The 22,706-nt window shown below is 61.3% G+C and carries 34 protein-coding genes and 2 pseudogenes; 14 read left to right on the forward strand and 22 right to left on the reverse strand.

Annotation, left to right across the window (positions count from 1 at the left end; genetic code table 11):
• The first annotated feature begins 89 nt into the window (after positions 1 to 89).
• The 3 genes from BJA_RS00120 (at position 90) to BJA_RS00130 (ending at position 2,354) form a co-directional block, all read left to right on the forward strand.
• Positions 90 to 377, forward strand: a complete 288-nt coding sequence (locus BJA_RS00120; protein ID WP_011082861.1) for a hypothetical protein — start codon at positions 90 to 92, stop codon at positions 375 to 377.
• A 92-nt stretch (positions 378 to 469) separates the two neighbouring features.
• Positions 470 to 2,050 (forward strand): recombinase family protein, encoded by a 1,581-nt coding sequence (locus BJA_RS00125; protein ID WP_011082862.1) that lies wholly within the window; start codon positions 470 to 472, stop codon positions 2,048 to 2,050.
• 64 nt (positions 2,051 to 2,114) lie between these two features.
• Positions 2,115 to 2,354, forward strand: a complete 240-nt coding sequence (locus BJA_RS00130; protein ID WP_014490262.1) for a recombinase family protein — start codon at positions 2,115 to 2,117, stop codon at positions 2,352 to 2,354.
• Positions 2,355 to 2,436: 82 nt separating this feature from the next.
• Here BJA_RS00130 and BJA_RS00135 read toward each other — a convergent pair whose 3' ends face one another.
• Positions 2,437 to 2,622 (reverse strand): hypothetical protein, encoded by a 186-nt coding sequence (locus tag BJA_RS00135; protein ID WP_011082864.1) that lies wholly within the window; start codon positions 2,620 to 2,622, stop codon positions 2,437 to 2,439.
• Between the two features lie 324 nt (positions 2,623 to 2,946).
• On the opposite strand from BJA_RS00135, the gene BJA_RS00140 reads away from it, so the two are divergent.
• Positions 2,947 to 3,150 (forward strand): polysaccharide deacetylase family protein, encoded by a 204-nt coding sequence (locus tag BJA_RS00140; protein ID WP_223154120.1) that lies wholly within the window; start codon positions 2,947 to 2,949, stop codon positions 3,148 to 3,150.
• A 179-nt stretch (positions 3,151 to 3,329) separates the two neighbouring features.
• Here BJA_RS00140 and BJA_RS43795 read toward each other — a convergent pair.
• A pseudogene (locus tag BJA_RS43795) lies at positions 3,330 to 3,484 on the reverse strand (TrbI/VirB10 family protein); the annotation flags it as partial.
• Between the two features lie 78 nt (positions 3,485 to 3,562).
• Between BJA_RS43795 and tnpA the strand changes: the two are divergent.
• From tnpA to BJA_RS00170, 5 genes are all read left to right on the forward strand, one after another.
• On the forward strand, positions 3,563 to 3,988 hold the full coding sequence (gene tnpA, locus BJA_RS00150) for an IS66-like element accessory protein TnpA (protein ID WP_011082866.1): 426 nt from the start codon (positions 3,563 to 3,565) through the stop codon (positions 3,986 to 3,988).
• Complete coding sequence (gene tnpB, locus BJA_RS00155) at positions 3,985 to 4,341, forward strand: IS66 family insertion sequence element accessory protein TnpB (protein ID WP_011082867.1); 357 nt, start codon at positions 3,985 to 3,987, stop codon at positions 4,339 to 4,341. The genes tnpA and tnpB overlap by 4 nt, the downstream gene beginning before the upstream one ends.
• The gene (locus tag BJA_RS00160; protein WP_014490263.1) at positions 4,328 to 4,630 is read left to right on the forward strand and encodes a transporter substrate-binding domain-containing protein; all 303 of its coding nucleotides are present in this window, start codon (positions 4,328 to 4,330) and stop codon (positions 4,628 to 4,630) included. Before tnpB ends, BJA_RS00160 begins: the two co-directional genes overlap by 14 nt.
• A gap of 12 nt (positions 4,631 to 4,642) precedes the next feature.
• Positions 4,643 to 4,999, forward strand: a complete 357-nt coding sequence (locus BJA_RS00165) for an ABC transporter permease subunit (RefSeq protein WP_011082869.1) — start codon at positions 4,643 to 4,645, stop codon at positions 4,997 to 4,999.
• A 257-nt stretch (positions 5,000 to 5,256) separates the two neighbouring features.
• Entirely contained in the window at positions 5,257 to 5,538 is a 282-nt protein-coding gene (locus BJA_RS00170; protein WP_011082870.1) for a helix-turn-helix domain-containing protein, read from the forward strand.
• 109 nt (positions 5,539 to 5,647) lie between these two features.
• Here the strand turns inward: BJA_RS00170 and BJA_RS43525 are convergent, their stop codons facing one another.
• Complete coding sequence (locus BJA_RS43525) at positions 5,648 to 5,770, reverse strand: hypothetical protein (RefSeq protein WP_256379488.1); 123 nt, start codon at positions 5,768 to 5,770, stop codon at positions 5,648 to 5,650.
• Between the two features lie 166 nt (positions 5,771 to 5,936).
• Here BJA_RS43525 and BJA_RS42740 point away from each other — a divergent pair, with 166 nt between their 5' ends.
• Positions 5,937 to 6,176: an AAA family ATPase gene (locus BJA_RS42740; RefSeq protein WP_011082871.1), complete on the forward strand. Its 240-nt coding sequence runs from the start codon at positions 5,937 to 5,939 to the stop codon at positions 6,174 to 6,176.
• A 328-nt stretch (positions 6,177 to 6,504) separates the two neighbouring features.
• Here BJA_RS42740 and BJA_RS00180 read toward each other — a convergent pair whose 3' ends face one another.
• The 16 genes and pseudogenes from BJA_RS00180 to BJA_RS00250 form a co-directional block, all read right to left on the reverse strand.
• Positions 6,505 to 6,900, reverse strand: a complete 396-nt coding sequence (locus BJA_RS00180) for a GFA family protein (protein ID WP_014490264.1) — start codon at positions 6,898 to 6,900, stop codon at positions 6,505 to 6,507.
• Between the two features lie 536 nt (positions 6,901 to 7,436).
• A pseudogene (locus BJA_RS42745) lies at positions 7,437 to 7,538 on the reverse strand (P-type conjugative transfer ATPase TrbB); the annotation flags it as partial.
• Positions 7,535 to 7,975 (reverse strand): ribbon-helix-helix protein, CopG family, encoded by a 441-nt coding sequence (locus BJA_RS00190; RefSeq protein WP_011082874.1) that lies wholly within the window; start codon positions 7,973 to 7,975, stop codon positions 7,535 to 7,537. The gene BJA_RS00190 and the pseudogene BJA_RS42745, both read right to left, overlap by 4 nt.
• A 7-nt stretch (positions 7,976 to 7,982) precedes the next feature.
• A complete protein-coding gene (locus BJA_RS00195; protein WP_018269525.1) occupies positions 7,983 to 9,965 on the reverse strand; it encodes a conjugal transfer protein TraG in 1,983 nt (660 codons plus the stop codon).
• A 41-nt stretch (positions 9,966 to 10,006) separates the two neighbouring features.
• Positions 10,007 to 11,746 (reverse strand): relaxase/mobilization nuclease domain-containing protein, encoded by a 1,740-nt coding sequence (locus BJA_RS00200; RefSeq protein WP_018269524.1) that lies wholly within the window; start codon positions 11,744 to 11,746, stop codon positions 10,007 to 10,009.
• A gap of 468 nt (positions 11,747 to 12,214) precedes the next feature.
• Positions 12,215 to 13,123: a lytic transglycosylase domain-containing protein gene (locus BJA_RS00205; RefSeq protein WP_011082877.1), complete on the reverse strand. Its 909-nt coding sequence runs from the start codon at positions 13,121 to 13,123 to the stop codon at positions 12,215 to 12,217.
• A 4-nt stretch (positions 13,124 to 13,127) separates the two neighbouring features.
• On the reverse strand, positions 13,128 to 13,463 hold the full coding sequence (locus BJA_RS00210; protein WP_011082878.1) for a DUF736 domain-containing protein: 336 nt from the start codon (positions 13,461 to 13,463) through the stop codon (positions 13,128 to 13,130).
• A gap of 34 nt (positions 13,464 to 13,497) precedes the next feature.
• On the reverse strand, positions 13,498 to 14,043 hold the full coding sequence (locus BJA_RS00215; protein ID WP_011082879.1) for a S26 family signal peptidase: 546 nt from the start codon (positions 14,041 to 14,043) through the stop codon (positions 13,498 to 13,500).
• Positions 14,040 to 14,558, reverse strand: coding sequence for a DUF2840 domain-containing protein (locus BJA_RS00220; RefSeq protein ID WP_011082880.1), 519 nt, complete (start codon positions 14,556 to 14,558; stop codon positions 14,040 to 14,042). The genes BJA_RS00215 and BJA_RS00220 overlap by 4 nt, the downstream gene beginning before the upstream one ends.
• Positions 14,545 to 14,811 (reverse strand): ribbon-helix-helix protein, encoded by a 267-nt coding sequence (locus tag BJA_RS00225; RefSeq protein ID WP_011082881.1) that lies wholly within the window; start codon positions 14,809 to 14,811, stop codon positions 14,545 to 14,547. The genes BJA_RS00220 and BJA_RS00225 overlap by 14 nt, the downstream gene beginning before the upstream one ends.
• Entirely contained in the window at positions 14,808 to 15,446 is a 639-nt protein-coding gene (parA, locus tag BJA_RS00230; RefSeq protein WP_011082882.1) for a ParA family partition ATPase, read from the reverse strand. The genes BJA_RS00225 and parA overlap by 4 nt, the downstream gene beginning before the upstream one ends.
• On the reverse strand, positions 15,443 to 16,558 hold the full coding sequence (locus BJA_RS00235; protein WP_014490269.1) for a replication initiator protein A: 1,116 nt from the start codon (positions 16,556 to 16,558) through the stop codon (positions 15,443 to 15,445). Before BJA_RS00235 ends, parA begins: the two co-directional genes overlap by 4 nt.
• A gap of 13 nt (positions 16,559 to 16,571) precedes the next feature.
• Positions 16,572 to 16,823, reverse strand: coding sequence for a helix-turn-helix transcriptional regulator (locus tag BJA_RS00240; protein ID WP_014490270.1), 252 nt, complete (start codon positions 16,821 to 16,823; stop codon positions 16,572 to 16,574).
• Positions 16,824 to 17,026: 203 nt separating this feature from the next.
• Complete coding sequence (locus tag BJA_RS00245) at positions 17,027 to 17,542, reverse strand: DUF2285 domain-containing protein (protein ID WP_014490271.1); 516 nt, start codon at positions 17,540 to 17,542, stop codon at positions 17,027 to 17,029.
• A gap of 61 nt (positions 17,543 to 17,603) precedes the next feature.
• Positions 17,604 to 17,813, reverse strand: coding sequence for a transcriptional regulator domain-containing protein (locus tag BJA_RS42160; RefSeq protein ID WP_014490272.1), 210 nt, complete (start codon positions 17,811 to 17,813; stop codon positions 17,604 to 17,606).
• 119 nt (positions 17,814 to 17,932) lie between these two features.
• Complete coding sequence (locus BJA_RS00250) at positions 17,933 to 18,196, reverse strand: hypothetical protein (protein ID WP_011082886.1); 264 nt, start codon at positions 18,194 to 18,196, stop codon at positions 17,933 to 17,935.
• Between the two features lie 231 nt (positions 18,197 to 18,427).
• On the opposite strand from BJA_RS00250, the gene BJA_RS00255 reads away from it, so the two are divergent.
• Together BJA_RS00255 and BJA_RS00260 are read left to right on the forward strand one after the other, a co-directional pair.
• A complete protein-coding gene (locus BJA_RS00255) occupies positions 18,428 to 18,661 on the forward strand; it encodes a helix-turn-helix domain-containing protein (RefSeq protein WP_016841283.1) in 234 nt (77 codons plus the stop codon).
• Positions 18,662 to 18,824: 163 nt separating this feature from the next.
• Positions 18,825 to 19,235, forward strand: a complete 411-nt coding sequence (locus BJA_RS00260; protein ID WP_011082888.1) for a hypothetical protein — start codon at positions 18,825 to 18,827, stop codon at positions 19,233 to 19,235.
• A gap of 116 nt (positions 19,236 to 19,351) precedes the next feature.
• On the opposite strand, the gene BJA_RS00265 is transcribed toward BJA_RS00260, so the two are convergent.
• Positions 19,352 to 19,678 (reverse strand): DUF736 domain-containing protein, encoded by a 327-nt coding sequence (locus BJA_RS00265; RefSeq protein ID WP_011084751.1) that lies wholly within the window; start codon positions 19,676 to 19,678, stop codon positions 19,352 to 19,354.
• Between the two features lie 707 nt (positions 19,679 to 20,385).
• Here BJA_RS00265 and BJA_RS00270 point away from each other — a divergent pair.
• A complete protein-coding gene (locus BJA_RS00270; RefSeq protein WP_011082890.1) occupies positions 20,386 to 20,727 on the forward strand; it encodes a hypothetical protein in 342 nt (113 codons plus the stop codon).
• Between the two features lie 31 nt (positions 20,728 to 20,758).
• Here BJA_RS00270 and BJA_RS00275 read toward each other — a convergent pair whose 3' ends face one another.
• The gene (locus BJA_RS00275) at positions 20,759 to 20,965 is read right to left on the reverse strand and encodes a cold-shock protein (protein ID WP_014490275.1); all 207 of its coding nucleotides are present in this window, start codon (positions 20,963 to 20,965) and stop codon (positions 20,759 to 20,761) included.
• Positions 20,966 to 21,399: 434 nt separating this feature from the next.
• Between BJA_RS00275 and BJA_RS00280 the strand changes: the two genes are divergently transcribed.
• A complete protein-coding gene (locus BJA_RS00280; RefSeq protein WP_011082892.1) occupies positions 21,400 to 22,173 on the forward strand; it encodes a class I SAM-dependent methyltransferase in 774 nt (257 codons plus the stop codon).
• 48 nt (positions 22,174 to 22,221) lie between these two features.
• On the opposite strand, the gene BJA_RS00285 is transcribed toward BJA_RS00280, so the two are convergent.
• Entirely contained in the window at positions 22,222 to 22,644 is a 423-nt protein-coding gene (locus tag BJA_RS00285; RefSeq protein ID WP_014490276.1) for a hypothetical protein, read from the reverse strand.
• Positions 22,645 to 22,706 lie beyond the last annotated feature (62 nt).

Raw genomic sequence — 22,706 nt, forward strand, 5'->3', positions numbered from 1 at the left:
ATCCAATCCTAAATTGCTGCCAGCGCTGTCGGTTTGCCAGCTGACGGGCGGTATGTGGGGTTCACCTCCCCGGCGACTCATTCTGGAAGATGGTCGACAAGGCCGGCTTCAAGACCCACGTCTACAACAAGAATAGCGGCAATAAGGAGAAGAAGGCCGACGTGGCGATCGCCACAGCCATGATGGATGGGCGTTCAACATCATCGACAAGGACAACGACGATATCCTGCTGGTTGCCTCGTCAGAAGCAGACGAAAGAGCTGCGCCGGACATGTCGGCTACGGGCCCAAAAGCGCAAACCCGCATTTCTCTGCAGCTCGCTTCGCCCGCCGCAACGTGCTTTCAAGAAAAACGACATAGCAGTTGACTCTTTCTGAATACACTTTCCGATGGCGCGGACTTGATGATGCGCCTAAATGGTTTGCGATGCGCAATACAGCGCGGCGCGATATAGCCGCGGGGAGGCAACATGGGGAACACCCTTGTTGTACACGCGAAACGTCTGCCTCAGTCGCAGAAAGCGCGACGGGCGGCGCAGTATGTCCGCATGTCGACGGATTACCAGCAATACTCGATTGAGAATCAGGCAGTGGTCATCGCGACCTACGCCGAACTTCACAAGCTAACCATCGTCCACACCTATCGTGACGAGGGAGAAAGCGGCCTCAGAATCGAAAACCGGGGGGGCCTTACCGAACTGGTTGAAGACGTGCAATCGGGACGCGCTGACTTCGCTCATCTGCTTGTCTTCGACGTGAGCCGATGGGGACGCTTTCAGGACGTTGACGAGAGCGCGCACTACGAGTTCATCTGCCGCAGGGCGGGCGTCGAGGTTGCTTATTGCGCGGAGCAATTCGACAATGACGGAAGCCTTCTCGCCAGCATCATGAAGAATATTAAGAGAGTGATGGCGGCTGAGTTCAGTCGGGAACTCTCCGCCAAAGTTTTCGCAGGGTCAGTCCGGCTGACGCATCGCGGCTTCAAAATGGGCGGCCCTACGGCTTACGCGTTCCAACGACGTCTCGTCGACGATCAATGCAGACCGAAGGGCATTTTAACGATCGGCCAGCGCAAATCTTTGCTTACCGACCATGTCAAGCTCATCCCCGGTGCGCCCGATCAAGTCGAGATCGTGAATTGGATTCTCCACGAATATCTCCGTCACAAATCGCAGGCCACCATTGCCCGAGAGCTCAACCAGCGAGGGATCTTGAATAGCCAGGGAAGACCGTGGCTTGGAAAGGCTGTCGGTGACCTCCTCCGGAACGAAGCTTATATCGGCGTTCTGACCTACAATCGCAAAAGCAGAAAACTTGGCGCCAAGGTGACGCGCAACCCAAGGGAGCTCTGGATCAGAAAAGAGAATGCCATCGAACCTATCGTCCATCGCGACGCATTCCGGCGCGCGCAAAAGATTATGGGTGAGGGGCGCGTCAGCATTCCCGAAGAGGAAATGTTGCTTCGGCTCCGTAAGGTCCTGATGAAGAAAGGCAAGCTTAGTAAGACGATTATCAATTCAAGTCCGGGACTGCCGTCCATGTCATCGTATGTTTTGCACTTCGGCGCGCTGCGGAACATCTACCGTCTTATTGGGTACAACGGCAATCAAGAATGGTTTGACAAATACGCGTCGCACCAACGGTGGGCCGCCCTTCAGCTTAGCAATGCTGCTCGCCTTCGAGACGCCTTCGAGAGACTTGGTCGCAGTGCCACCCTCAATGCTTCGACTGAATGTCTTCGAATCGACAATGTCGTGAATGTCGTCTTTCGGGTCGCGAGATGCCGCAACTATGAAAACCGGCCCTTGCGCTGGACGCTGCAATACCGCGTGAGGTGGCCGAAGGGATGGGTTGTCGCGGTTCGGCTGGACGAGAAGAACGAAGCGATCTTCGACTATGTCTTGATGCCCTCGGCGTGGCTCACCTTCAGTCGTCGCATGTTCTGGTTCTCAAAGGAAGTCTATAAGGGCCGCACCATAAACCGATTTGACACGTTCGAAGCGCTGTCACGCTTCCTCATCGAATGCGTCGGCAAGGAAAAGCCTTCGTGAGTCTAACACCGCAGATGAAGAAGCCGTTGAAGGCGGCAACTCGCCACGCGACATCGCAACTGCCTTGAACAAGAAAGGCGTACCCGGGCCACGTGGCGGCGCCTGGAACGCCTCGACCATTGACGGTAGCCGCAAGCGCTTGAACGGCATCCTTCAGTACGCCGGGCGGATCATCTGGAACCGCCAAAGGTTCATAAAGGTCCCGGAGACCGGCAAGCGCATCAGCCGCGAAAACCCGCGCGAGCAGTGGATGACTGCTGAGGCAAACGATCTGCACGCGCATGAAGGAAACTGGTTTCTGTGATAACCGGCGCACGGTGCCGCTCGAAGCGATTGAAGCCACGGTTCTAGAGGGGCATCGAGCAGATACTCGCGGTCTGCTGAGATCATGCGTCGGTTTCTTCCAGCTCGGCGATACGCTTGCGCAGCGCGGCGACTTGGCGGCCCAGCTTCCATATCTCGTCGCCGGCCCAGTAGGCGCCGCGCTGGGCGATTTCCTTGCGAACGTCGTCTGCTTCCGCGATCTCGCAGCGGATGACGCTGTCAAAGGCTTCGATGATCAGGTCTCGCACGGGTTATTACCACCTTTTCGGAGCGTGCCGGGGCCATCAGATGCCGGCTTTTGCCGGCCGCGTTGCTCAAATACGTAGAGCGCTCCCTACGGAGCGCTCTACGATCGTCAGTTACGCCTTCGGCAAACTGCCGGCGCGCAAGATGGCTTACGCCTGCCGTACGAGGTTTTCTGGATGCGACGATAGGAAATACCATTCGGCCATGTCAACGTTTAAGTTGTATTCTTTTGTATAACACGTATTGAGTCATTAATTATATCGACACACAAAGGTGCACCGTGTTTGAATCGCGCGATGAAGCGTAGAATCAAACCGAACTCGCAGATGGCGGACTATGAAGTCGTCCTCACCTTCGATGACGGACCGCGGCCGCCGAACACGGATAAGGTGTTGGCTGCGCTCGCACAGGAATGCGCGCGAGCCACGTTCTTTCTGGTGGGCCGATCCTCGGCGGAATTTCCCGAGCTCGTGCGGCGTATGGCCGCCCAGGGCCACACCGTAGCGCACCACAGCTGCCGATCGACGTGATAAGCAGATTGCCCATCCCGGGCCACGAAAACACCGTCTCAACAAGGATTGAGCCCGTGACCACTCCCCCAACAAGCAACCCGAGCACCGTCAATATGGCACGGCCGCGTTCGGCAACGCATGATGGATCAAGATACGCCAGACCGGGATGTCGCGTAGCGGACCGAGTTTGAGCTTCGTCATGGCGTTCCTCCCTTGCCGTAGGGTGCCAATACCAAATCGCGGGTAACGATGACCCGCACGGGGAAACCTGGCCGGATGGTCAGCGTCGGCTGGATGTTGAGCTGGCGCTGCAGATCTGCTGGCCAGTCTGGCTGATGCTGCTAGGTCGTCCAGCGACTCGGCATAGACGACGTATCGCTCCGGGGAGGACCGCCTTGTGCGGTTTGATGGAGGATGAAGACATAGGCGTATGACTGACCATATGCCTATGCCGAAGGTTTCCCGACTTGAAGTCGTCTCGACAGGCGCTCGACGTCGTTGGACATTGGAAGAAAAGCAGCGAATCGTCACCGAGAGCTATGGCGGGCCACGTCTGGTGTCGGTCACGGCACGACGTAACGGGCTGTCGACAAGCCAATTGTTCACGTGGCGCCGGTTGGCGCGGGAAGGCAAGTTGAGCGGGGATGCCGCGCCGGTGCTTGTTCCGGTTGAGATGACGCCTGCGGCGGCTCCGATCTCGAGTGGCGCGCCACAACCGGTGTCTTCACCGCCTGCGCAACGTGCACGGGCCGGCATTATCGAGATCGAGCTTGGGGGCGGCTGTCGCGTGCGCGTTGACCGGGACGTGGACGCGGAGGCGCTGCAGCGGGTTCTTGAGCTTCTGAGACGGCGATGATCCCGATCCCGAGCGGCGTCAGGGTCTGGATCGCCACCGGCCACACCGACATGCGCCGCGGGATGCAAAGCCTGGCGCTTGCGGTCCAGGAGAGCCTGAAGCGCGATCCTCATGCTGGCGATCTCTACATCTTCCGGGGTCGCCGCGGCGATCTGGTCAAGATCCTCTGGCATGACGGGCTGGGCATGTCGCTCTACGCCAAGCGCCTGGATCGCGGCAAGTTCATATGGCCTTCGGCGTCGGACGGCGCAGTATCGATCTCGGCGGCGCAGATGGGTCCAGAAACTAAAGGTCCCAAACGTGAAAATCCTAAACATCTCGAATTTTTCAGAAGGACTCTTGGCTGTCGATAGCGATCGCGCCGACGCGTTTTGTTCGGACGACGCGATCCTCTACACTTTGCGACAAAAGCCGGCTCGCGACCGTCTGGAGGTCGTCGGCCGCCCGCTCTCCTTCGAGCCGTACGGGTTAATGATGCGCCGTGACGACTCTGCGTTTCGCTTGGCTGTCAACAAGACGCTGGCCGAGCTCTTTCGCTCGGGAGAGATAACATCTCTCTACCACAAGTGGTTTGACCAATTTGGAATTCCACTGAGCGAGAAGCTCGAGACCGTTTTGCAAGCGCAAGCAGTCCCTCAATAGCGGCTGGGTCGAATGCTCTCCTACAATTGGAACTGGAGTATTCTCTTCCAGCAGCCGCAGCTTGGATGGCTGCTGGAAGGTCTGCGTCTCACAATAGTCATGGCGGTGGTGAGCTTCCTCCTAGCGCTTGCGATCGGAACCTTAGTCGGTACAGCCCGCACTGCTCGATCGAGAGCGGTGCGTGGAATAGGCTTCGTCTACACAGCTCTCTTTCGGAACGTGCCATTGCTGATCCAGATGTTCCTGTGGTTCTACGTCTTTCCGGAGCTCCTGCCCTCAAATCTTGGACGCTGGGTGAAGCGGGATTGGGCGTGCTTGTCGTCCCTTATGGCGATCGATACGTACGGTTGGTCATCTACGCTGGAATAGGACGGGATCAGATCGATGCGGTCTTGAGCGCTTTTTCGGAGATAGGCCAAAGCTTAGAGGCGAAATACCCCGATACACTGTCGACATCCTAAGCCGCGGGCATCGTGCGAAGCGCGTGGGACGCCGACTGCCCACGTGCATCGATCACGGTCCCGGCCGCGTTTGAGGCTAGATCACGTCGAGGAACACCGACCAAGAAATAATAGCGGGATTATAGCCAGTGTTTTGAGGCCTAGCACCATGGCATGAGTTGACGTATGAAAACTCGTGCGATTGTAGCCTGGAATGTGCGTCGGATTCGCGTGAATCGGGGTATCTCGCAGGAGCAATTGGCTTGGAAGGCCGGGATCGACCGCTCCTACATGAGTAGTCTTGAGCGGCAATCGAAGAACCCGACGATTGATCTTCTCGACCGCATCGCCGAAACGCTGGACGTGCAGTTGTCCGAGTTCTTTGTTCTGCCGCCCAAAGGTGCTAGGTCTCCGAAGACCTTGCCTAAAAGCCGCAAGCCAGCGGGTCCACGTCGCAAGAAAAAATAGCGAATTTCAACGGCTTCTACGTAGCCAATTGAGGGACTTAGAACACCAATTTCGCCCGACAAGCCTTCTTTGCCGGCCGAACAGGGCTGTGATTAAATTGGAGTGCGTTTCACAGCACGGGAGTGAGTGACGACTGGTTGCCGGATGCAGGTTCGCGAAATGCATTGGCGGGCGCGGTCGCATCGGAAGAGGAGACTTCGATAATCGCAATTGCCTCGACTTTTTCAACCATTTGTACGCAGCCGATTGACCACGGCAACCGGGTTCATCCCCACTGGGGCGATCTTTCGTAGTCCACGTGTGATGTGTCCGGAGGCGCAAAGGCGCGGAGATTACGCCTCATCAGGCAAGTCTATTGGAGCGCCAATTGAGCTTGAAGAATATCTGATCGATTCGCCGTGATCTCGGGATGCCCCGGCTGTGGGAAGTCCACGCTGCTGACCGAACTCGGCCGACGCGGCTACGCGACGATAGATGAGCCTGGACGCCCGGTCGTAAGGAAGGAATTGGAGTCGGGCGTTCCCGCGTTGCCCGGGACAGGTATTGAAGCGCGCCTGCACAGTGCGTTTGATCTTTCCCTTGAAAACCTGACGCGAGCGAGTGCGTTCGACGGCTGGGTTTATTCGATCGCGGCCTGATCGACGCCGCAGCGGGTCTCGAACGCGTGACAGGCGAGCCGGCGACAAGGAACTCGGACAGGCACGCCACTATCATCGACGCGTGTTCATCGCTTCCGCCTTGGCCGGCCATCCACGCGACCGATCAAGAGACGCGTCATGATTTCGAGGATGCCTGTCGAAAACGAGCATCTTCTGAAGGTTTTCCCGATGCTCGGCTATGAAGTGGCACTACTCCCAAACTCAGCGTGGTGGAAAGGGCCGATTTCGTTCTTTGAGTGCCGACGTCCAACGAACATCACCAATTATAAACACGTGCAGTCGAACGGAAAGTCCATGGCAAGGGCCGCTATGGCGAATCAATTGTCAGCCTGCTGCCGTGAATCTGCCGAACGGGCACTGAAAACGGATCGAAGTCCTTCAGGCAACGCACGTTCACTGCCCATCCGTCGAACGGCCGAATGCCGGCTTCGCGTTCTGCTGCGGTGGGCTGGCTTGGTTTGCGGAACGGCAAAATACCGCAAACCGGGCAAAAATAGTCAGCCGCAGTGAATAAACCCCAGCGATAGACCGACAACTCCTGGAGGGGCGTCAGGAGCCGGAAGTCGCCCTCGGCGACGCGATAAATCAGCGCGCCACGCTTCGAGCAGATAGAGCAGTCGCAAACCCGCACATGGTCGATATCGGCGTCGATCTCGAAACGGACGGTGCCGCAGTGACACGAGCCGGTGTACGTCTTCATCATCGGCGGTTTGTCTCTAGAAGCCCGACCGAAGATAGATCAACGGATGGGGCCTGACAAAATCTCGTTGATCCTGTTCGCAAACACATAATAGCCGCAACTCCGCCAGCAAGTCACGGGCGCGGCGCGCTGATTGGCTCCTGGCTTACTCGCTCGATTGGAGTCGAGAAGAACTCGGGTGGAAGAAATGCCAGTCGTCGCCTTGAGACACACACCGTCTAAAGATACGCCCGCTTCAATGGCGAGGTCATTGGTTAACCAGTCTGGGAAATCGAGCGTGAATGTGCGAACACTATCCGTGTCTTCGACTGAGGCAATCTTGGCAACGCTTGTACAATTGTCGCAAACACAGGATCCCCCCTCATCCCGTTGACATCACTCGCTAGGTCGCAGTCGATCCTGGCAGGCCGTCGAGGGATATAGCTCGCATCAGACGGTCGCATACGGGGCCAGGGGGTCGCCTCTGATCGAGTTGATCCAGGGGAGGGCATGCATTTCGCAGTTGAGCACGCGGGTCGCCTAACACTTTTTGGATGGTCCACGATCCGCTCGCCGTCGGCGGCGGACATCGTTCGTCCGCTATCCTCCAACCCGCCAGACAGCCAATCGATCCAGAGCCGACCGTCGGGGTTGAGCATCACTCGCCTGGGGACGAGTCAGTCTGCTGGGCATCCTCCGGGATTTCTTGCCGCAGTTTCGGCCCTTGATTGAGCCGGCGGCCCAATGCGGCAAGGAAATTATCATAACGCGCTCCGGCCTGTGCTCTCGCGGCCTTGGCGGCGGGTTCGGGGAGTGATGGTGTTGTCGTGAGCCAGAAGCGGATGAAGAGAGCGATAGTCTCGACCGAAATCCCGACATCCCGCTCAAGGCGCGCGATCCGGCGGTCGATCTGGTCAAGACGCTTGGCAGTAGCAGCCTCTCGCCGTTCATCGGCGTCCGGCGACAGAAAGGAAGCGATCGCGGCTTCCGCGATAAGCGACAGCGACTGCTCGCGCCGGGCGGCGTAGGCCGATAGCGCCTTCATGACATCAGGATCGAGATAGACCGACAGCTGAGCCTTCTTTTTTGTCCCGATCATGGCTACCTCACAATCCGAGATCGTCGCCGGGATCGAGGGAGGCTTGGCGCGCCACGCCCTGCATCATGTCGTTCATGCGCCTGATCCGCGGGACATCTTCATCGAGCTCATCCACGAGGTCCGAAGCGAACTCGTTCTCGAGTGGTTCCTTATTCTCCACCGTGTCTCGATCGAGTTCCGGCTGCTGCCTGCGGTCGGCGGCCTTTGGATCTTCGTCATCCGTCTGGTCGTCGTTCAACGTCTCCAATGCCCTTGGGCGCGGCGGCAATGGCCTTGAGCTCCAATCGTCCAACCGGCCGCCATTGGATTTCGTCAGCATCGGCGGCGCCATGATGCGCTCCTGGAAACGTCTATCTTCGTAATAGCGCGCCTTCTTCGCCCGAATCGGATGGAGGCCCGACATCATGACGATCTCGTCGGAGGGCGGGAGCTGCATCATCTCGCCGGGCGTGAGCAGCGGGCGGGCGGTCTCGGACCGCGACACCATGAGGTGGCCCAGCCAAGGCGCCAGCCGGCTGCCGGCATAGTTCTTCATCGCCTTCATCTCGGTCGCCGTGCCGAGCGCGTCGCTCACGCGCTTTGCGGTGCGCTCGTCGTTGGTCGCAAAGCTGACCCGGACGTGGCAGTTGTCAAGGATCGAGTTGTTGGGCCCGTAGGCCTTCTCGATCTGGTTCAGCGACTGAGCAATCAGGAAACTCTTGATGCCGTATCCGGCCATGAAGGCCAGCGCAGACTCGAAGAAGTCGAGCCGGCCGAGCGCCGGGAATTCGTCGAGCATCAGGAGGAGCCGGCGCCGGCCGGCCTTGGCTTGCAGATCCTCGGTCAAGCGGCGGCCTATCTGGTTGAGGATCAGACGGATCAGCGGCTTGGTGCGATTGATGTCGGAGGGCGGCACGACAAGGTACAGCGTGGTCGCTCGCTCTCCGCCAACGATATCGGTAATCCGCCAGTCGCAGCACCGCGTCACCTCCGCCACCACGGGATCTCGGTAAAGGCCCAGGAACGACATGGCGGTGCTCAAGACACCGGAGCGTTCGTTGCCGGACTTGTTCAGCAACTCGCGGGCAGCGGACGCGACGACGGGATGAACACCGGCCTCGCCGAGATGCGCGGTTCGCATCATTGCGGCAAGCGTCGTCTCAATGGGCCGCTTGGGATCGGACAAGAAGGCTGCGACACCGGCGAGCGTCTTGTCTTCCTCGGCATAGAGGACGTGGAGGATCGCGCCGACCAGCAGGGCGTGACTGGTTTTCTCCCAATGGTTCCGCTTCTCGAGGCTGCCCTCCGGGTCGACCAGAATGTCGGCAATGTTCTGGACGTCGCGCACCTCCCACTCGCCGCGGCGCACCTCGAGCAACGGGTTATAGGCCGACGACTTCGCGTTGGTCGGATCGAACAGAAGGACACGGCCGTGTCGGGCGCGAAAGCCGGCAGTGAGCTGCCAGTTCTCCCCCTTGAGGTCGTGGACGATAGCCGAGCCCGGCCACGTCAAGAGCGAAGGGATGACGAGGCCGACGCCCTTGCCCGATCGCGTGGGTGCGAAGCACAGGACATGCTCCGGTCCATCATGGCGAAGATAGGTGCGCTCGAACCGGCCGAGCACCACGCCGTCGGGTCCAAGCAATCCAGCCTGCTCGATCTCCTTTGCCTTCGCCCACCGCGCGGACCCATAAGTCTCGGCATTCTTCGCTTCGCGGGCGCGCCAGACCGACATACCGATCGCGACCGCCGCAGCGATGATGCCGCCGGATGCCGCGATGAAGGCGCCCTCGGTGAAGATTGAGGGCGCGTAAGCATCGTAGGCATACCACCACCAGAAGAAGGCAGGCGGAAGGTAGAACGGAAAATGGAGCAGCTCGAACCAGGGCTGCCCGAGCTGCGGCTGAAAGCCGAGGCGCCAAGCCGTCCATTCCGTCGCGGCCCAGATCGTGAGCAGGACGATGCCGAAGACCATGATGACCTGCCCCCAAAGAATCTTGGTCGCCGACATGGCGGCCGCCCTCTCCTGACGTCGGTGATTGGAAGGATCACTCACAAGCCGAGCCCCCGGTTGCGCCCAAAACCCCAATCGATGCCGCCATCCGCGCGCGCGACGCCAGAGACATGCCGGCCGAGCTGTTTATCGAGTGAGGGCGTCCAAGGCACGAGCTGGAAGCCGAGACCGTCGTCGATCATGGCGAAGCGGCCGGAGGCGAGCGCGAAGCGCTGCCGATAGGTGCCTGCCACATACTCGCCGCTAGCCGACGGGTTGAACGGCTGACCGGTCTCGGCGGCGAGCTGCTTGCCGAGATCCTCTAACTCCCGACGGCGCAGCGTGCCGATAAGGTTTTTCGCGAACACCAGTCCACGCGCCTGGCGTTCGGCGAGCCCCTGCCCGATGAGCTGCTCGGGCCGCCGTTCCATAGCGTCGCGGACCTCGGCGCCGAAGCCGCCCTGGCCAAGCGCCACAGGGTCGCGCGCGACGGCCTGCCGATCGAGCCATGTCGCGCCGCTCGCGGTCACCTGCGCTTCGATCGAGAGATCGGAGCGGACGGCAAGCGCCACGCGACGCTGCCCTCTTGCGTCATCGAATTTGCGAAGCTCGACGATTGAGCCTGGCGCGCTGTCGCCGGCAGCGTCGAGGTCGGGCAGCCGGATGTGGTGGGTGCGGCCGTCGACCCCGTCGACCACGGCATAGGCGGTCGCCTTGAGCTCGTCGTCGAGACCGCGATCAACGAGACGCCCGATGACGGGGACGTCAAGATTTTCGCCTGATAACACGTAACTCGCGCTCCCGCGCTCGATGCCGCGTTCGGTCAAGCTGCGGTGGATACGCTTGATGATGTCGCCGCGTTCGCCGAGCTCGCGCAAGGTCGTTTCGGCGGCCTCGTCCATGGACCATTGGCCGGGCCCGAGTTGATGAGCGAGGCCAAGACTTTCCAAGTGTCGCAGCCGGCCAACCTTCAACGCATGGAATTGATCGGGCTGCTGCTCGGGACGCGGCGCAAGGTCGATAACACCGTGCTGGTTTGCATCGCGAACAAGCTGGCGATCGAGCTGCGTCCAGCGCTCGGCTCCGATCTGGCTCTCGAGCGAGCGACGAATGTCGAGATCGGAGCGCAGTCCAAGTTCCTGGGTGACCAGGTCCTGGGCGCGGGCGCGCATCCCTTCCTTGATGTAGTCGCGGGAGATGACGAGGTCTTGGCCGTCCTCTGCGACGCCGCGCACGATGATGTGGACGTGGGGGTGCTGGGTGTTCCAGTGATCGACCCCCACCCAGTCGAGCTTGGTACCCAGATCCACTTCCATCTGGCCGACCAATTCGCGGGCGAAACCCTTGAGGTCGGCCATGTCAGGCGCGTCCTCGGGGGAGACGATGAAGCGGAAATGGTGGCGGTCATTCTGACAGCGCTCGGCGAAGGCCTTGGGATCGGCATCCTCGGTGCCCGGGCCGAACAGGTGGGCCTTCTCCCCGTCCCGGGTCACGCCTTCGCGCCGGAGATAGCCGAGATGCGTCGCGAGCGGCGCCGACCTCGCCCTGTGCCGGACGACCCGGGTCTTGATGGTCACCAGACGCGAGCGGCCGGTGAGCAGACGGTTTGCCCGCACGCTGGCGGCTCGGCCGCGGCCGAAGCGCGAATGACGGTGGCTGACGAGCTGGCCGGCTCGCGAAATGCCGCCGCCAGCGCGTTGAGCGGCGGCAAGCGCCTGGGCGATGAAGGGCTTGGCCCGCTGGCTCCTCGAGGAGCGGATGCGGCCGGGCCGTGGTTGAAAATCGCTGTCTTCAGCCATGGCCAGCCTCGACAATGTGCGGAATGCAGAATCCCTGCAACGGGTTGATAGTCGAGCGCACATTGCGCGCCGAAGCCGCACATTGCGGACCCGAGGAAAAATAGCAGCACAAACAACCAACCGACCGAGCCGCACATTGCGGCCTTTTATCTCGCCATCGTTCGGTCGGTACTCGCGGAAGCCCCCACTGTTTGCGAGTGTTTGCGATAGCGATCGTTACGCGAAGGGCCGAGACACCCGTAGGGTGGCTCGGTGAGGAGCGAAGCGACGAGTAGAGCGCGGGCCGAAGGCATCGCCCGTATGACTGTGTTGCAGCGTTTCGAATGCAAACCGAATGTTCGTCAAGGGGCGCCAGCGAACCTGGAAACTGACAGCTGATATCGCGAGCTGCCCGATGTGCAGCCGCCGCAACAAGGGTGCCTGCAGACGTACCGCGATCCGCGCATTGACGTTGAAGATGCCGTGCAGTCATTGCGATCGCCCCATGGCCGAGAGCGCGACGAACAGGCCCTCCGACTGCGGCGCAATCGCCGAAATATCGTGCACCGTAGTGCCGACTGAGCCGCCGTGCGCGGGTTGATCGAGCGCCGCTCGCGCGCCAGGGGACGGCCCGTCAGCGTGGTCGAAGAACAGCGGCGCCCGCGTCCAGGATGAACGAGAAGAAGCCGCGAGGAGAAGAGGTCCTGGCGCTCCCTCCGCGTCGACAAAAGGGACGATGGCCGCGACATAGGCTGTCGTCTCCGCGGGCAGTGGACGGTGTCTATCCCGAAACTCCTCGTAGCGGCCGGGACCTGCATTATAGGCCGCGAGAAAGCCCGGCGAGCCGTAACGGTCGTGCAGTTCGCGAAGAAAGGCGGCGCCGGCGAGGATGTTGTCACGGGGATCGAAGGGATCGCGCCCGAGACCATAGCGCGCGCGCATGTCCGCCCAAGTCTTGGGCATGAGTTGCATCAGGCCGAGTGCGCCTTTGGGTGAGACGGCACGCCGATCGCCATTGCTCTCGACCCGCATGACGGCTCGTATCCATGCAGCCGGAATGCCAAAGCGCTGCGCGGCCTCTGCCACATGAGATGCGTAGTGATCGCTCGCCGGTTGACTTCGTGCCGGTGCTCTCTGCCCGGACACTGCTGCCGTTGGCCCGCCAATCACCAGCAGGCCGGTAAGGAGGAGAACGGCAAGGCTCGCCCTGTCTCCGCCATCATGGCGAGGCGTCTTGCTGCCTACCGGCGGTGCGCACGGACCACCGGTTTGACCGCCGCTGTGCGTGGCGGCCGCCCGACGGTTGCGTGGACCCGAGTTATGAGAGGGCTTTTCCCCGAACAAGGGGGTGGACCGTTGATGCGCCTGGTTGGCGGCACGCGCGACAGGATCCTGCATGCAATCAGTCCCGCTCGGCGCGTTGGGGCTGACGATTCCAGTTCAGCGTCCAGGCCGCTTTGTCGTTGCCCGACTGGAAGAGATTTGCGCGGATCGGCCGCGGCAGCGCCGGGTCGTCGATGACGAGCGAAACGTAATCGCCGGCCTTCTCGCCGGTCCGCTTCCAACCTGCGCCGATCTCCGGGCCATCGGCATCGCCGAGGCGGATACGGTAGTCCGGCGCGTTCTCGGCATCCGAGGATTCGGCCGGGACGAGGGTGAGAATCCGCTCGAAGAACAGCGTTTCAACGCGACCGGTGAAGCCGGACTTATCGCGCGTGAACTGGCCGATTTGTGCCATGGGAAAGCTCCTGGGTTGCTGGGTTGGAAACGGGTCAATGAGTGGCGGCGCGCCAGACGAAACGGCCGTCGGCGGCTTCGTCCGTCCAAAGCGGGACTGCGCGCGCGACGATCGAGCTGACGGGGAGCGCGCCGAAATAGCGGCCGTCCAGGCTGTCTGGGACGGTCGGGTTCATGAGAAAGACCTCGCCCGGTTCGAGGGTATGGCAACCGCTCCAACGCGGCAGCGGACGGCCGCGATGATCGTGCTCGTGTGCGGCGCCGACATCGACAGCATCGACCGTGATGGCATCGCCCGACCGGCACACGGTTTGCCCGGGCAGCGCCATCACACGCTTCAGCAGCGGCAGACCTTTTGGAAGAAAGCCGCCATCGGCAAGGAAGCTGGCGATCGGTTCCGGCAGCCGTACCGCGACCAGTTCCAAGTCGCGCAGCTCTCCGAGCGGATGCAGCGCGTAGAGCCCTATTGGCGTGCTCGCGGTAGCGTTCCAAATCAGCCGCGGCGCAGGATGAACGAGGGCCAGGGCGCCGGCGACCAGCGCCGCAAGGTAGGTCAACATGAGATAGCCGAAGCGGGTCATGGCGTGACGCTCCGGCGCTTGAGCCAGGCGATATGCTGCTCGCGCGTGTAGGCGCGCGGCACATGGTCGGCGGCGAGACGGTTGTGGAGATGCCGCCAGTATTCGGGTGCGGCGTCAGCCGGATCGATGGAGAGCGCCTCGATGGCGTCGATGGCCTGCAACACGCGCTCGACCTTCGGCCAGCTATCAACGCGCAGCAGGATTTCGCCACCGGGGCGGACGAAGGGCAGCGTCTGATAGCGCTGCCCGGCTTCCACGGCACGCACGATGTCCATGCGCGACACCACGGTGCCATAGTCGTTCGATGCCCAGCGGACGAAGCCGAAGATGCTGCCCGGCTCAAAGCTCGAGATGCTGCGGCGACGGTCGAGAATCTTCTCCTCCGCGCGGCGGCCGAAGCGCAGCCAGTGCTCGATCCGCTTCTCGATCCAGGTCAGCTCGACATGGGTGAGCGCGACATCCCGTCGATGCGAGGGCGGCACTGCACGCGGCGGCAAGGCTTCATTGTCGTTCATGACGGTTCTCCGGGGCGTCAGCGGGGAACTCTCGCGCCAGCAATTCGCGCAGCATGTCGGCGACGGTCACGCCGCGCTGGAACGCGGCGACCTTGATGCGGCCGCGCAGCGTGGGCGTGACGTCAATCGTCAGGCGCGCGGTGAATGCGGCAGCATCATTCACGCTGCGTGGCGGCGTATCACTGGCTTTGATCCAGCTCTCGGCATCGCCCGGACGCGAGGCGAAGCCGCGTTTGATAGAGCGGTCGCTCATGGCGCGAACCTCGCAACTTCTGCCGCGAGCGCGGCGATCTCGCGGGCGGCGGCGCTCTGCTCGACGAACTCGAAGACGAGCCGTCCGGACTGAGCGGCGTCGGCGAAGACAACGCGTTGGCCGATGGTGCTGGCGAGCACCGGCGGATCGTGGTCGGCGAGAGTTTCGGCAGTCTCGCGGGCGATGATCGTGCGCGCGCCGCAGCGGTTGAGCACAAAGCGAGCAGGAAGCTGCGGACGATAGATGCGAGCCTCTCGCAGCAGAGCGAGCATCTCGGCCGAGGCCCAGCCGTCGAATGGCGACGGCTGCACGGGGATCAACACGAGATCCGCCGCCAGCAGCGCCGAACGCATCAGTCCCGCGACGCGCGGCGGTCCGTCAATGACGACATGATCGGCGGTGCGTGCGATTTCCGGCGCCTCGCGGTGGAGCGTATCGCGCGCGAGGCCAACGACGCCGAATAGCCGTGCGACATTCTCCCGCGCACGCTGCTGCGACCAGTCCAATGCGGAGCCCTGGGGGTCAGCGTCGATCAGCGTCACGCGCTTTCCGCGCAGCGCCCATACGCCGGCGAGGTGCAGGGCGAGCGTGGTCTTGCCGACACCGCCTTTCTGGTTGAGCACGGCGACGATCATCGCATGCCTCCCGTCTTGCGACCTGAAAGCGGCAGAGATGGTTGGCTTGGGTGCTCGGTTGGCGGCTGAGCGCGGATGTCGGTGTTATCCGCAAGACGCGCGGCCCCACTACAACAGTTAGATTCTAAGTTAGACTCTAAGTTAGGGCAGGCGATCGTGTTTCCTGGCCAAAGCGTTAGCTGTGGTTTGCACTCCCGGAATCCCGATACCGGCACGCCCGGAGTCCCGATAGTGTGAACGCCCGAAGTCCCGAGCTGATTCACAGCGCCGTCCACAGGAGCTGTGAATGACTTCGATGGCAGGATGCGCAATAGCTCTCGGCGTTCCCTGCGTTCGATGCTCAGGCAGTAGCCTGGCAGCGGTTGACGTGCCGCGATCCGGCGGAGATCAAAGGCGAAGTCTGCAGGCTTGGCGAGGCTGCCGGATTTCTCATGGAGGTGTGCGACCTCGAACAGCCAACCTCTCGGCTGGCGGCCAGCATGCTTGCGCGCGACGCGGTAGAGCCAGCGCTCGATCCCACCAGTCAGGCTGAAATAGGCCGGATCGATCGTGAGAACGAGTGAGCGATCGATGACGCCGCGATAGAGCCAGTCGGGAAGGACGAATTCCATTCCCTGCACCCGACCGTCGCGCGTCGCGCATTCCTCCCATTCGTTGATCCATGAGAACTGGTGGCGCCGCCAATGCTCCCCCTGCCGGATGCTGGTGCGGATGACGGTCGCCTGCAGGCGGGCCAATGCCCCCTTCAAGAGCTTGTAGTCGCGGGCGCCGGTCTGCCGGCCGACTGCGGTCAGAAGCTGGTAGGGTGTGAAGCGCAGGAAGCGCGAGGTCTTCAGACCGAGGTTCTCGGCCTCGACAATCTGGCTCGCCGCCCAAATCAGCACGTCGGCATCCCAAATGGTCGCCATACCGTGCTCAGGAACTGCATAGACTTCGACACACACGTCGCCGGTCTGGTAGAGGATCGGTCTTGTTCGCTTGGCCTTGGCGAGCGAAAAGAACGGGCGCTCCATCAGGTCGCGTTGATCACGCGGGCTGGCATCACCGGTGGCGACAACGAACGGGTCGAGCTTGCTTCGCTCGCTGGGTGTGATGAGGCGACGCGACGACATGACGAGCGTTGCCTTAGCGATGCGCGTTGCCGGCGGCGCGCGCTTCGAGGTAGCGCGGATCCGACGTTGAGCTGCAGGCGGCCTGATCGGCCCAGGCTTCGAGATCGCCGATGGCGTAGACAACGCGGCCGCCGAGCTTGCGAAAAGTCGGGCCATTGCCATGGCAGCGATATTTTTCAAGCGTGCGCGGCGAGATGCCGAGGAGGCGCGCGGCCTCGGGGGTGCGCACGTAACGGGTGGCGAGTTGCGCAGGCCTGTCGAGCATGGGAGATCTCCGTCTTGCCTCGAAGTGCCGCGGCCAAGTCGCGGCATGTCCGGGCCAGAGTGGCGGAGAGTTCAGGCGTTGGGGGTGGACGAAAATTGACGTACGTTTGTGTCCCCCCATCGTCGCAACCAGGCGAAGCCAGGCGTACTACCGGGGCGCAACTAACTCATCAGGTCGATGGCTTGAAGGAATCGGGGAGCCGATCAGAGGCCGCGTAGAAGTTTCAGATAGCCGCGCTCGACCAAAGCGATTGAATCGTGAATGAGCCGGTTCGCCTTGCGGCGGGCATGAGAATCCTTCCACTCGACCGAGCGGCGCTGAGCGTGGTCGGAGGCGAGCACCTTCGCTGCCACGTCTCGCGGGCCGCCACCCAGGTCGTGGACGTCGAAGGCGTGCAGGAGCTGAATCAGTCGCCGTTTCTGAAACGACGTCAGCCGCAGCGCCGCCGGGAGAAGACCGGTGCGCTGGCCGCTGAGGCGACGCACGAAGTGTAGCGCCACGTCGGCCCGCAGTTCGCCCATGCCGTCGAGCGGCACAAGCACGGCGGGACGGCGCGCGGCCTGCTCGTCGCGCAAACTGACATGGAGCTCACCCGAGCCGTCGGCGACAACCAGCTCGCGACCGTCAGCATCTGTCCGCCCGACGATCGACAGTCCGAAAGCGTTGCGATCAATCGAATGAACGGTCTCGAAGTCCGGCGGCGCGGGCGTCAGGATCAATGTTCCCGGTGATGCCTCGGGCAGCCAAATGGCTGGTTCGGGCCAAACCGGAGAGGCGGGGTCATGGGCGACACCGCAACCTCCATCGACGTGCGAAACTGGTTCGGATGGTGTTGGGATCGGATTCGCCGCGCGCGATCTGTCGCTCAGTGCGGGCGAAGTCGCGGCGGTAGTCGGCATTGCGACGAAGGAATTCGAGGGCAAAACCCGGGCGCTCAAGACGATTCAGGCGTTCGATGGTCTCCGGCGAGCGCCAGTACTGGGTCGGCATGGTCTGTCTTCTCGTCTTTTTGTTCTGTGCCCCGCACCACGATCCCTAAAGACGCTACAAGAGACCAGACCCGGAGGTTGCATCACGCGAGATCGCAATTTGCGTGATTGGGGCGCAAATCACTGCATCCGCGGTTCCAAAAGGCCCTGATATCCGGCTTCCACCATCCATCGCGCGCGGGCGAGATGGCTATCATGGACATTTTTGGCACGATCTGGTTCGCGCGTGGGGTCGAGGCCGAAGATCACGCTGACCACCTCGCGCCAGTCGGCGCCCTCCTCTTCGGCCATCAACAACCGAACGTAGATAGCAAGATGTTTCTCGTCATAGGCGTTGACGCGATCCGTTATTGGCGGCCGGTCCTGGAATGGCGCGCCGTTCATTGCAATTGCCCCTCAGCATTGATGCAGCGATTAGAATTCATCTAAGCTCCAGAACTTTGCAAGCTGGGAAATCGTCACACTCGAATTGTGCCGTGATGCGCAGATCGCATCGCGGCGCTCCCCGGAAGCGGCACACCAGGGCCTAGCCAGACGATATGAATAGCACAGTGACGCACGAATCGGAACGATCGTTCCTGGAACGATCATTCCGATGTGAGTTCCCTTGTTGCCATGGATCTCAAGGAGGTCATGGCGGTCAATCTGCGTCGGATACGTCATGTGAAGAAAATGACGCAGGAAGAGTTGGCCGATGGCGCTGGACTAAGCGTCCGTTACGTCGGCGCAATTGAACGCGCAGATGTGTCGGCCAGCGTGACCGTGCTTGGCCGAATCGCGGAGGCGCTCGGCGTCGAAGCAACCGATCTCGTCAAGCGAACGACGGTTCATTCCCATCGGGCTCGATGACGCGACAATTTTGTGCCCCACCGCAACACCGGCACGTCGTGAATCAACTCCGCATTGCCTCACGCATAAGTTGATAGTCGGCTTTACGTAAATCTGATCTGTCTCCAAAGCGCATGCCTAGTTCAGAAACGGACGAGCATGCTGGGGAGATGGAGTAGGCCTCATGACTCTGTACGAGCACTTGCCAGCCGACATTCGCGAGACAGTGGATGCTCTGGTCACGGAACTCAGGCCGCAACCTTGGCCAACGCGGTTCTTTGCGCTGATTGGCCTGCTCGGAGAGAAGTTGGAGGCGCGGCGCGAGGCGGAGCCGTGGCATCTGATCCAACAGTGGACCGGCATAGTGACGGCAACGATGGAGCACTTGCTCCCCGACAGTTCGGTTGTCGAATGCCTGGGACTGATGAGCATTAGTTTCAACGACCAGTGGCGCGCTCAGGCGCTTGGCCAGATCGAACGGGATCCCACAGTGCTGGATCGTCTCGTCGCCATTTGTCCGGACTGGGAAGACATCGTCGAGAGCGTGATCGAGGCCAACCAAAGACGTCCAATCAAATCGGCACGCGGCCGCTGATCGGCATCGGTTACGCCCTTGCCGCTTGCGCCGTCACGGCAAACGAGGTGCCTTCGCGCTTCCTCAGCGTGGCGGTGCCCCGCCCGGGCCAGCCGGGCGGGGCATTGCGGATCGGCTCAGTCGCCGTTGCGACGGTTGGGGCGAGACCAGATCAGGCTGAAGCCCTCGCCCTCTTCATCGGCGAAGAGGTTGGCGAAGATCGGGGCGGTGAAGCTCGGATCGTCGAGCTTGAGGCCGAGATAATCGCGGCCTTCGTTGGAGCGCTTGGACCAGGCGGCCCCGATCTCGACCCGGCCGACATAGATCCGGTGGCTGGGGGCGTTGTCGCCCGAGCGGCTGGTTTCGGGGACGATGCGGACGTTCCTCGCCTGGAGCGAGAGAGTGACGATCTCGCCGTTGAACTCGTTGTTGCCGGTCTTCTTGAAGGTGCCGATGGTCGCCATGGTAGTTCTCCTTGATCTCTGTTTTCGAGCCCGCACCTTGCGGCCTCGATGGTGATCGACAGGCCGGAGGCGATCGACGGCGCACCCCGAAGGGGCTGGACAGCAAAGGAGGAACTTTCTTGTCTCGCGCGAGGAATGGCGGCGCAGCCGGCAGGGGAAGAAAGTTGTGACGCCGCTGTTGCGCCAAAGGCGGTCGAGGCTTCAGCCGTCCTTCGGCCAGATCCATCCATCGAAGAGGCCGTTGGTGCGCTCGATCCAAACAGAGCTGACATCAAGGAGAACGTGGCGATTTGGGAGCCCACCGAGAGAGCTGGCCCAACGAATCCAATGCTGCTTAGCCCTCTGTAATCGAGACGGACGGATCTCCGCTTCCGCGATCGCGCGTCGGCAGCACGCCCCATTCACGAGAGCGGCTGGCCGTAGTTGTGATCCGTCACCGTTTGGTCGATGCCGCACAACGACTGCCACGAAACTGCCACTCTGCGATGATCGGTCGTGTCTCGATGCTTGGCCGCTCTGTGTGAAGCTCACAGACTAGAATGCGAGCACGCTGGATGTCTGATCGAGTCAGCCCCTTCCAATGGACGCTGCCGGCTTGCGCCAGGCCTTCCCGCCCCTACAGGGGTTACGACAATTCGCCGCGCGGACCCAGAGGAGGATCTCGCGCAAATGATGACCGCTAAGAGCTCGAGTGAGAAGAGAACCGGATGAGCGACAAAAGCGATCTTGAAAACAGAGCCATCGAAGCGATATGGAACTATCGTGAGGCCTTCGCCGTGGTCGGCCGCCTGGAGCGAAAAGAACGTTCCGCGCATCGAGCGGTGACCAGGATACTGCCTGAATTGGGGCGCGCCTTACGCAGCCAAGACACGCGGTGTCTTAAGAATAGCATTAAGATCGGCTCGGCAGCTGTCTCGCGGCAGAACGAAGCGTGGGCCAACCTAACTGAGGCGACCGCACGTTTGGATTCAGCCCACTCGACTTTGGCCGCCCTCGAGCGCCAACTAGGATATCTTCCAAAGGTCTCAAAACCACGAGATTCAGGCTAGCTCAAAGTATGCCAGGACGTCGAGCTGCGCCTTATCCTAGGCGGAGATTTTCTGCGGCTTGTTTGCCGCTGCGGTTCATCACCAGCTCGTAGCTGACCTTCGCGCCTTCAACAAGCGAGGTATAGCCGGCCTTCTCTACCGCCGAGATGTGCACGAAAACATCGTTGCCACCGTCGTCCGGCGCAATGAACCCATAGCCTTTGGTCGGGTTGAACCACTTAACAGTCCCTAACGCCACGTCATTTGCTCCAAAAAGAAAAAACACCTTCCCATCTAAATCATTGAACGAGCCGATCGCAAGTCTCCGCGCGAAAGCGGCTCGATGGGATCCGTTGTCCCGCCCGTTCGTAGGTCTTGGACAGAAGAAATAGAGTGCCCCACTCGATGAAATGAACGAGCACGCTGAAATCGGCCGGCATTCAAGAACGACGAGGCGAAGGTCACATTTTCTTCGAAAACTCCGTGCTAACTGTCGCCTGCTTGTCGCGGCCGGATGTACGTCGTGGCATCACGGGAGCCCCGGCTTTCATGCCGGGGTTTTTCGTTTCCGGCGCGAGAAGCAGCTTGACCGGATAGGCTCGTCAAATGGCGCAGCCCACTGCGACAATTCGACTTGGATGCGTAAGAATCATCCGGAGCGGCACAGAGCGAAAAGCCGAATAGCAGGCAGATATGGCGCAGAATATCTACGACAATCCCGATTTCTTCGCTGGCTACAGCCAATTGCCCCGGCAGGTGCATGGGCTGGACGGCGCTCCTGAATGGCCGGCGATCCGGGCCATGCTGCCCGATTTGGTCGGGAAACGTGTCGTTGATCTCGGATGTGGCTTCGGCTGGGCCTCGCGCTGGATGCGCGAGCAGGGCGCGGCCTCGGTTCTGGGTCTCGATCTGTCGCAGAACATGATCGAGCGTGCCAGGGCGGACACAGCGGATACGGCCATTGAGTATCGCATCGCCGATCTCGACACACTGGACCTCCCTGAGGCGGCTTTCGACCTCGCCTACAGCGCACTGACCTTTCACTATGTTCAGGACTTTGGCCGTCTCGTACATGTGATCCGCAAAACGCTCGTTCCTGACGGGCATTTCGTCTTTACGATTGAGCATCCGATCTTCATGGCCGCGGCACATCCGCACTGGATTTCCGATGAGGAGGGCCGCAAAACCTGGCCGGTCAATCGATATTCCGTCGAGGGCGAACGTCGGACGGACTGGTTTGCCAAGGGCGTTCTGAAATACCACAGGACACTTGGCACTACCTTGAATACGCTGATCGGCGCAGGCCTTCAAATTCGGCGGATCGAGGAGTTTGCCCCAACACGCGAGCAGATCCAGCAGATGCCGCAATTGGCCGAAGAACTCGAACGCCCCATGATGCTGATTGTATCTGCGTCCACATCGATCGGCGGTAAGCTTCGAAGCCTTCGTGATATCCGGCCGGATTAGGTTCCTGCCGGGCCCGCCCCGGTATTGATATCAGCCCGGCGTCAAGCGCTATCTTGCCGGCCCGTCTGCGGCCATGCCGGTGAAGCGAGCCAAGGCCGTGATGCTGACCGCAACGGCCCCGGCGATCGCGAAGACCGTTTGCCAGGTGGGCGAAGACATCGCCATCTGGGCGATTCCATGCGTCGCGCTGTAACCGGCGACGGTCGCGGGCGCGACATAGAGGATGATGATTAAGAGCCGCAGCCAAGCCCATGTCACGAGGGCGAGCGCGAGTTGGCCGATGCCGAAGGTTACGGCGCCAGCCGCGAACGCAACCGCGATTCCGCCCAGAGCGCCAGCCCCTGTGTGGAAGGCCCGAAGACCAATCGTCACGCCGGCGAAGACGGGCACCGCGAAGACCGCAAGCGTGAAGAGTAGCCAGGCGAAGAAGCCTATGGCGAGGAAAATAAGCAGTGGTCCCAAGGCAATCATGGTGGTGGGCTCCGTGAGATAGGGGTCTGACGGTCGCGCCTTCCACCACCACCACGGCGCAA

The sequence above is a fragment of the Bradyrhizobium diazoefficiens USDA 110 genome, assembly GCF_000011365.1.
GTDB lineage: Bacteria > Pseudomonadota > Alphaproteobacteria > Rhizobiales > Xanthobacteraceae > Bradyrhizobium > Bradyrhizobium diazoefficiens.

Excerpts from the sequence above, each read along its gene's own strand:
- BJA_RS00120 (WP_011082861.1), top strand. The coding sequence starts at position 90 with ATGGTCGACAAGGCCGGCTTCAAGACCCACGTCTACAACAAGAATAGC.
- BJA_RS00125 (WP_011082862.1), top strand. The coding sequence starts at position 470 with ATGGGGAACACCCTTGTTGTACACGCGAAACGTCTGCCTCAGTCGCAG.
- BJA_RS00140 (WP_223154120.1), top strand. The coding sequence starts at position 2,947 with ATGGCGGACTATGAAGTCGTCCTCACCTTCGATGACGGACCGCGGCCG.
- tnpA (WP_011082866.1), top strand. The coding sequence starts at position 3,563 with ATGACTGACCATATGCCTATGCCGAAGGTTTCCCGACTTGAAGTCGTC.
- tnpB (WP_011082867.1), top strand. The coding sequence starts at position 3,985 with ATGATCCCGATCCCGAGCGGCGTCAGGGTCTGGATCGCCACCGGCCAC.
- BJA_RS00165 (WP_011082869.1), top strand. The coding sequence starts at position 4,643 with ATGCTCTCCTACAATTGGAACTGGAGTATTCTCTTCCAGCAGCCGCAG.
- BJA_RS00170 (WP_011082870.1), top strand. The coding sequence starts at position 5,257 with ATGAAAACTCGTGCGATTGTAGCCTGGAATGTGCGTCGGATTCGCGTG.
- BJA_RS43525 (WP_256379488.1), bottom strand. The coding sequence starts at position 5,770 with ATGGTTGAAAAAGTCGAGGCAATTGCGATTATCGAAGTCTCCTCTTCC.
- BJA_RS00180 (WP_014490264.1), bottom strand. The coding sequence starts at position 6,900 with ATGATGAAGACGTACACCGGCTCGTGTCACTGCGGCACCGTCCGTTTC.
- BJA_RS00190 (WP_011082874.1), bottom strand. The coding sequence starts at position 7,975 with ATGATCGGGACAAAAAAGAAGGCTCAGCTGTCGGTCTATCTCGATCCT.
- BJA_RS00195 (WP_018269525.1), bottom strand. The coding sequence starts at position 9,965 with ATGTCGGCGACCAAGATTCTTTGGGGGCAGGTCATCATGGTCTTCGGC.
- BJA_RS00200 (WP_018269524.1), bottom strand. The coding sequence starts at position 11,746 with ATGGCTGAAGACAGCGATTTTCAACCACGGCCCGGCCGCATCCGCTCC.
- BJA_RS00205 (WP_011082877.1), bottom strand. The coding sequence starts at position 13,123 with ATGCAGGATCCTGTCGCGCGTGCCGCCAACCAGGCGCATCAACGGTCC.
- BJA_RS00210 (WP_011082878.1), bottom strand. The coding sequence starts at position 13,463 with ATGGCACAAATCGGCCAGTTCACGCGCGATAAGTCCGGCTTCACCGGT.
- BJA_RS00215 (WP_011082879.1), bottom strand. The coding sequence starts at position 14,043 with ATGACCCGCTTCGGCTATCTCATGTTGACCTACCTTGCGGCGCTGGTC.
- BJA_RS00220 (WP_011082880.1), bottom strand. The coding sequence starts at position 14,558 with ATGAACGACAATGAAGCCTTGCCGCCGCGTGCAGTGCCGCCCTCGCAT.
- BJA_RS00225 (WP_011082881.1), bottom strand. The coding sequence starts at position 14,811 with ATGAGCGACCGCTCTATCAAACGCGGCTTCGCCTCGCGTCCGGGCGAT.
- parA (WP_011082882.1), bottom strand. The coding sequence starts at position 15,446 with ATGATCGTCGCCGTGCTCAACCAGAAAGGCGGTGTCGGCAAGACCACG.
- BJA_RS00235 (WP_014490269.1), bottom strand. The coding sequence starts at position 16,558 with ATGTCGTCGCGTCGCCTCATCACACCCAGCGAGCGAAGCAAGCTCGAC.
- BJA_RS00240 (WP_014490270.1), bottom strand. The coding sequence starts at position 16,823 with ATGCTCGACAGGCCTGCGCAACTCGCCACCCGTTACGTGCGCACCCCC.
- BJA_RS42160 (WP_014490272.1), bottom strand. The coding sequence starts at position 17,813 with ATGCCGACCCAGTACTGGCGCTCGCCGGAGACCATCGAACGCCTGAAT.
- BJA_RS00250 (WP_011082886.1), bottom strand. The coding sequence starts at position 18,196 with ATGAACGGCGCGCCATTCCAGGACCGGCCGCCAATAACGGATCGCGTC.
- BJA_RS00255 (WP_016841283.1), top strand. The coding sequence starts at position 18,428 with ATGGATCTCAAGGAGGTCATGGCGGTCAATCTGCGTCGGATACGTCAT.
- BJA_RS00260 (WP_011082888.1), top strand. The coding sequence starts at position 18,825 with ATGACTCTGTACGAGCACTTGCCAGCCGACATTCGCGAGACAGTGGAT.
- BJA_RS00265 (WP_011084751.1), bottom strand. The coding sequence starts at position 19,678 with ATGGCGACCATCGGCACCTTCAAGAAGACCGGCAACAACGAGTTCAAC.
- BJA_RS00270 (WP_011082890.1), top strand. The coding sequence starts at position 20,386 with ATGAGCGACAAAAGCGATCTTGAAAACAGAGCCATCGAAGCGATATGG.
- BJA_RS00280 (WP_011082892.1), top strand. The coding sequence starts at position 21,400 with ATGGCGCAGAATATCTACGACAATCCCGATTTCTTCGCTGGCTACAGC.
- BJA_RS00285 (WP_014490276.1), bottom strand. The coding sequence starts at position 22,644 with ATGATTGCCTTGGGACCACTGCTTATTTTCCTCGCCATAGGCTTCTTC.